The organism is Cloacibacterium sp. Arc13, assembly GCF_041431305.1.
Classification (GTDB): Bacteria; Bacteroidota; Bacteroidia; order Flavobacteriales; family Weeksellaceae; genus Cloacibacterium; species Cloacibacterium caeni_B.
The window spans coordinates 98,224-105,550 of record NZ_JASMRM010000007.1 but is presented as its reverse complement, the minus strand read 5'-3'; the positions used below and the strand labels follow the sequence as shown (position 1 = coordinate 105,550).

Genomic DNA, 7,327 nt, shown 5'->3' with positions numbered 1-7,327 from the left:
AGCGAATGAATTTCGCCAACTTTGCTTTCTTAAAAGATTAAGCAAAATAAAAAATCTTTGCGATTGAAGAATATTGAACAACATCTTTGACGTTGCTTAGTGCTCTCAAAAACAGAAACACATCAACTGTTCTTCGTGAACTTTGTGATAGAAAAGACTTGCATTAACTTTCAATCAAATCCAAAAGCATTTGTTTGAAACGAAAGAAAAACGCACGCTTCATAGCGAATGAATTTCGCCAACTTTGCTTTCTTAAAAGATTAAGCAAAATAAAAAATCTTTGCGATTGAAGAATATTGAACAACATCTTTGATGTTGCTTAGAGTTCTCAAAAACAGAAACACATCAACTGTTCTTCGTGAACTTTGTGATAGGAAAGACCGGCATTAACTTTCAATCAAATCCAAAAACTGTTGTTCATCTAAAATCGTAATCGTACCGATGTCTTGTGCTTTTTTGAGTTTGCTTCCTGCCTTTTCTCCAACCACCAAATAGTTGAGGTTTTTAGACACTGCTGAAATATTTTTTCCGCCATGCTTTTCTACCATTTCTTCGGCTTGTTCACGCGTGAAAAGCGAAAGTTTTCCTGTAAAAAGAAAGGTCTTACCTTCTAAAACAGTACTCAAAACTTCTGTGGTGTTTTCGCCTTTTTCCAGTTGAACGCCATAACTTCTCAATCGTTCTATCATCTCCCAGTTTTCGGGATTTTGAAGATAAGAAACAATGCTTTCCGCGATTTTAGAACCAATATCTTCTACTTGGCAAAGTTCTTCTTCTGTGGCATTTTTTAAATCATCAATGCTTGGGAAATTCTTCGCTAGTTTTTTGGCAACCGTTTCTCCTACGTGTTTGATGCCGATTCCGTACAATACTTTTTCGTAAGGAATTTGTTTAGATTTTTCTATGCCATCGATGATGTTTTGGGCAGATTTTTCCGCCATTCTTTCTAGCGGAAGCAATTGCTCTTTGCGCAAGGTGTAAAAATCTGCAATATTAGTCAGTAAACCTTCACGGTAGAGTTGTTCTATGGTTTCGCTGCCTAGATTTTCAATATTCAAAGCTTTTCTGGAAACGTAATGAATCATTTTCCCAACAACTTGTGGTGGACAGTGCGTTTCATTAGGGCAAAAATGAGCAGCCTGATCTTCTAAACGAATGAGTTCACTGCCACATTCTGGACAATGCGTAGCATACTGAACTTCTGTAGCAAAAACATTTCGTTTTTCTAGATTTACGCCTACAATTTTCGGAATAATTTCTCCGCCTTTTTCTACATAGACGAAATCTCCTACATGCAAATCCAGTTTTTTGATGATGTCTTCATTGTGCAGAGAAGCGCGTTTTACAATGGTTCCAGCCAAGAGAACGGGAGCCAAATTCGCAACAGGTGTTACTGCACCAGTTCTTCCCACTTGATAATCGATGCTGAGCAATTCTGTTTCTACTTTTTCGGCTTTAAATTTATAAGCCATCGCAAAACGTGGAGATTTGGCAGTATAACCCAATAATTGCTGTTGTTTCAAGGAATTTACTTTGATGACAATTCCGTCAATGTCGAAATTCAGGTTCTTGCGTTTCTCGTCCCAGAAATTGATGAAATCTTGTACTTCCTGTATGTTTTTACAGAGTTGGGCGTTTTCAGAAATTTTGAAACCCCAAGTTTTTGCTTGTTGAAGCAGTTCGAAATGCGTTTCGGCAGGACTGTTTTCGCTTACAAATTGATAGAGTACCGCCGAAAGATTTCTCTTTCTCACTTCACCAGAATCTTGCAGTTTTAAACTTCCAGAAGCAGTATTTCTAGGGTTCATAAAAGCGTCATAACCTTCTGCCAATCGCTCTTCATTAATTTTGTTGAAGTTGTTGTGCGTAAGATAAATTTCGCCACGCATGTAAAATCTTTCTGGGAAATTTCCTTGCAACTGAAGCGGAATATCTTTGATGGTCTTCACATTGGCAGTGATTTCATCGCCTTGGAAACCATCACCTCTGGTTACGGCTTGAGAAAGTTTACCGTTTTCAAACAAAATGGAAATAGAAGCGCCGTCATATTTCAGTTCGGCGACAAATTCTATGTCTTCGGTTTCTAAAATTTTAGAAATTCTAGTGTGCCAATCCTGTAAGTCATTGAAATCATAAGAGTTATCCAAAGAATACATTCTGAACTGATGCTGAACGGTAGGGAAATTTTTGGTGATTTCTCCACCTACTCTCAGTGTAGGAGAATGCGGGTCATAAAACTCTGGATGAGCTGCTTCTAGTTCTTGCAGCTCCTTAAGTTTGGCATCAAACTCAAAATCCGAAATCGTAGGCTCATCTAATACATAATAATTGTAATTATGCTGATGCAGTTCTTCTCTTAATTCTTCTATTCTTTGTAGGATATGTTCAGGCATTTTCTGTAGAAAGATTTTAGCAAAAATAACTAAAATAGTTGGAAACTGGGTTACCGAAAAGAGCAAGTGTCCTGCCTTTATCCTGTAAGTATCTAGCAAGTGTCTTACCGAATGTCTAGGATTTATAATACGAATGTTGAAAACATACCCCTGTCCTTCTGAACGAAGCGCAGCAAAGTGAAGAATCTCTACATTATGAAAAAGATTTTTCTAAAAGTGTAAATAGAAAAACCTGTGAACTTCATAGAACATCTATGATGTTCCTTAGAGAACTTAAAAACGAAATCATTTCACCAATACTTAGTGAACTTTGTGATAAAAATAAGTTACTTTATTGACCCCTGTCATTCTGAACGAAGCGCAGCATAGTGAAGAATCTCTTTATGAAGAGAAAGATTTATCATGCAAAATAAATAATATTGCTCACAGAGTCAGCCGAAGCTAGATGATAAAAATTACGGATTTTCGTAATTATACTTCATTCATTTTGATTAAATTTGTTGAAAACTAATAAGCTGAAATTCAAATAACGAAACAAATCAAATACCATTATTTACGAATGAATAAATTTTTATAGTGATGATTTTATAATTAAAGATTCTCTATTTAAGTATTGTGAAAAATATTGAATAAACAACTTTAAATAACTTTTTATGAAAAACACAATTACACTTTTTACATTTATTTTCTCATTTATTTTTGTAAATGCTCAAGAAAATATCGAATTATTAACTTACGAAAACACACAGGATATTAAATTTTTTAGCACGGTCAAAAGTGGAACAGAAGTAAAGGAATACATAACTGCTAGTAAAAATAGTGTAAAAATTGGGGATACATTAATATTAGGTTCACCTACCTCTCAAGAATTGAGTACTAGAACTTACTCTGGTGGTTATGGTACAAAATTAACTGGTGGTGTAGCGCAATCAAGAAGTACAGCCAAAAAAACTTACGAATTTGTACAAATGGGAAGACCAGCAGGATTTGGCAGTATCATGTCAGCGATGAATGGAGATGCACAAGCTATGGCAGACAATAGTTTTAAAAATACCAAAGTCATAGTTCGCGAAATAAAAACATATCATAGAGGTAGTAAAAATAAACCATTATATGTAGTAATGGTTTTGGGTGAAATCAATGGTAGAGCTTTTGGTATAAACAAATATCTAAGTGTTATGGACACAGAACTTGCGATTGAATCTCAAGAAGTTTTATTGAAAAATAGAAAAATGACTAGAGATGAAGCTATTGCAAAATTAAAAGAAGCAAAAGAATTGGTAGAAATTGAGATGATGACCAAAGATGAATTCGAAGAATTAAAAAAAGAATTAACCCCAATAATTAAAGAATAATTCGCAATCTTCTAAACTTCAAATCCATGAGCATATAAACACAAGCACAGCAATCTAAGCTGTGCTTTTTCTTGTACTAATAACATTTTTCCAAAACTTTTCATTAATTTTATGCACTTCAATAATAACTATGATTAATCAATACCTTTCTAAACTTTCTCAATTATATTTTGCAGGAAATGCAACCGAACATTCTTATCGTGGAGATTTACAAATTCTGCTTCAAGAAATTCTAGGCAAAGAATTTTCTGTAATTAATGAGCCAACCCGCCAAAAATGTGGCGCTCCAGATTATATTGTTTCCAAAAAAGAAGTGCCCATTGGTTACATAGAAGCCAAAGACTTAAAATTAGGAATAGACCATAAGAAAAATAAACCACAGTTCGACCGTTATAGAAACGCACTCGAAAATTTGATTATTACCGATTATTTACATTTTGAATTCTATAAAAATGGCGAACTGAAAACCAAAATCGCTCTTGGCGAAATCTTGATGAACGAAATCGTTCCACATGAGAAAAACTTTGAAACATTCATTCATCTCATCAAAGATTTTGGACAAGAAGTCTCGCAAACCATCAAGAATTCTGAAAAACTAGCAGAAATGATGGCTAATAAAGCTTTGTTAATGGCAGATGTCATTCACAATGCTTTAGACGAAGACGATTTGGCGGAAAAAAATACAGAATTGGTACAGCAGAGAACAGCGTTTAAAGATATGCTGATTCATGATATAGACAATCAGTTATTTGCAGACCTTTATTCTCAAACCATTGCTTACGGACTTTTCGTGGCACGTTATCATGACCCTACTTTGCCTACGTTTGATAGGATTGAAGCGGCCAATCTCATCCCAAAATCTAATCCTTTTTTGAGGAAACTTTTTCAGCATATTGCAGGTTTTGATTTAGATATACGTCTCAAATGGATTGTAGAAGAATTGGTGCAGATTTTCCTCGCTTCTGATGTGAAGGATATTATGAAAAACTTCGGGAAATCTACCAGACAAGAAGACCCCGTTATTCATTTCTACGAAACGTTCTTGGGAAAATACAACCCGAAATTGCGTAAATCTCGTGGCGTTTGGTACACTCCACAACCTGTGGTGCAATTTATTGTACGTGCAGTAGATGATTTATTGAAATCTGAATTTGGATTGTCTCAAGGTTTAGCAGATACTTCTAAAATCAAAAGCAAAATAGATTTTCACGGCAAAAAAGTAGATAAAGAATTCCACAGAGTACAAGTTCTAGACCCTGCAACAGGAACTGGAACCTTTTTAGCCGAAACCATCAAACACATCTACGAAGAAAATTTTAAAAACATTAACGAGGGAATTTGGCCTCAATATGTAGAAAAAGATTTAATCCCCAGAATTAATGGTTTTGAGCTCTTGATGGCGAGTTATTCTATGGCACATCTTAAACTAGATATGCTGCTTTCTGAAACAGGTTACGAAACCAACCAAGACCAGCGTTTTAATATTTTCCTCACCAATTCTCTGGAAGAACACCACAAAGATACAGGAACACTCTTTGCCAGTTGGCTTTCTGATGAATCTACATTGGCAAACCAAATTAAAAGAGATACACCTGTAATGTGCGTCATTGGAAATCCGCCGTATTCTGTAAGTTCTTCTAATAAAAGTGAATGGATTGAAAATTTATTGAAAGATTATAAGAAAAATCTTAACGAAAGAAATATACAACCACTTTCTGATGATTACATAAAATTCATAAGATTTGGACAGTATTTTGTAGATAAAAACGGAGAAGGAATCTTAGCCTACATTTCTAATAATTCTTTTGTTGACGGAATTATACACCGCCAAATGCGCAGAAGTTTGCTTGAAAGCTTTGATAAAATCTACATTCTAGATTTACACGGAAACAGCAAGAAAAAAGAAACTGCTCCAGATGGAAGTGCAGACCAAAATGTGTTTGATATTATGCAGGGTGTTTCCATCAATCTATTTGTAAAAACCAATCAAAAAAAGAAAGGAGAATTGGGTGAATTGTACCAATATGATTTACAAGGAAAAAGAAGTTTTAAATATGATTTTCTAAATAATAATTCAATAAAAAGTATTGATTGGAATTTATTAAAAAATTTAGAGCCTAATTTGTTTTTTATTGACAAAAACTATGAAGGTGTTGAGATTTATAATGAAGGATTTAAGATTGATGATTTTTTTGTTGAAAAAACAAGTGGTGTTAAAACTCATGATGATAGTAATTTAGTTAATTTTTCTGATTTTAATAATGAGTTTAATCAAAAATATTATTATAGACCATTTGATTTAAGAAGTATAAATTATGATCTGAAAAAAGTTTTAAGACATAGGTTTTCTGTCATGAAAAATATGTTGAAAGATAATATTTCTATTTTGACATGTAAGCAACAATCAACATTTGAGTTTCAGCATGCTTTAATTACAAAGAATCTGAGTGATATGTGCTCTGTTTCACTTCAAACAAAAGAAACAACATATGCATTTCCACTTTACCTTTATCAAGAACCCACTGCATTGGATGAGCGAGAAAGAATCCCTAATTTCAATCCTAAAATTCTGGCAGAGATAGAAGCAAAACTCGGCATGAAATGCGTAGATGATGAGAACTTCGGCAAAGAAAACTTCGGCAAAGAGAACTTCGGCAAAGAGAACTTCGGCAAAGAGAATTTCGGCAAAGTTTCAAACTTTGCCGAAGTTGAAGAAGTTAAAAAAGTTCCAAACTTTGCCGAAGTTGAAGAAGTTAAAAAAGTTCCAAACTTTGCCGAAGTTGAAGAAGTTAAAAAAGTACCAAACTTTGCCGAAGTTGAGAACACTTCAGAGGTTGAGAACACTTCAGAGGTTGAGAACACTCCTGAAGCTGAGAACGCCTCAAAAGCTGAGAGTAAAAAAACAAACTTTTCTCCACTCAATCTTTTAGATTACATCTACGCCGTTTTACATTCCCCAAAATACAGAGAAACCTACAAAGAATTTTTAAAAATAGATTTCCCTAGAGTTCCTTTTCCAGATGCTGTAGGGACAAGTCGTGATTTGTCCACTATTCAAAAGAATTTTTGGAATTTGGTACAATTAGGTTCAGAAATTAGAAAACTCCATCTTTTAGAAGAAATAGCGAATAAAGATTTACAAACCAAATATCCTATTGCAGGAAATAACGTAGTCGCAAAACCTACTTTTGTAAAAACTGAAGACTTCGGCAAAGAGAACTTCGGGAAAGAGAACTTCGGCAAAGAGAACTTCGGCAAAGTTTCAAACTTTGCCGAAGTTAAGATTGCTCCAGAAGTTGAAAACCTCACAGGTAAAGTCTTCATCAACGAAACCCAGTATTTCGACAACGTACCAGAAACCGCATGGAACTTCTACATCGGTGGCTATCAACCTGCACAAAAATGGCTAAAAGACCGTAAAGAAAGAGAACTTTCTTATGAAGACATTCTTCATTACCAAAAAATCATCTACGCCCTTACCAAAACAGATGAACTGATGAAGAAAATAGATGATATTTGCTTCACCGAAGTTTAAAACTTAAATAGCTTCAGCAAAGAGAACTTCGGGAAAGAGAACTT

At 34.5% G+C, this 7,327-nt stretch carries 3 protein-coding genes; 2 read left to right on the top strand and 1 reads right to left on the bottom strand.

Annotation, left to right across the window (positions count from 1 at the left end; all coding sequences use genetic code 11):
• Positions 1-386: 386 nt before the first annotated feature.
• Entirely contained in the window at positions 387-2,393 is a 2,007-nt protein-coding gene (gene ligA / locus QO190_RS07230; protein WP_371462141.1) for an NAD-dependent DNA ligase LigA, read from the bottom strand.
• Between the two features lie 653 nt (positions 2,394-3,046).
• Here ligA and QO190_RS07225 point away from each other — a divergent pair.
• Together QO190_RS07225 and QO190_RS07220 are read left to right on the top strand one after the other, a co-directional pair.
• Positions 3,047-3,748 carry a hypothetical protein gene (locus tag QO190_RS07225; protein ID WP_371462142.1) on the top strand — a complete coding sequence of 234 codons (702 nt, stop codon included), beginning with the start codon at positions 3,047-3,049 and terminating at the stop codon, positions 3,746-3,748.
• Between the two features lie 130 nt (positions 3,749-3,878).
• A complete protein-coding gene (locus tag QO190_RS07220; protein WP_371462143.1) occupies positions 3,879-7,283 on the top strand; it encodes a type ISP restriction/modification enzyme in 3,405 nt (1,134 codons plus the stop codon).
• Positions 7,284-7,327: the final 44 nt, after the last annotated feature.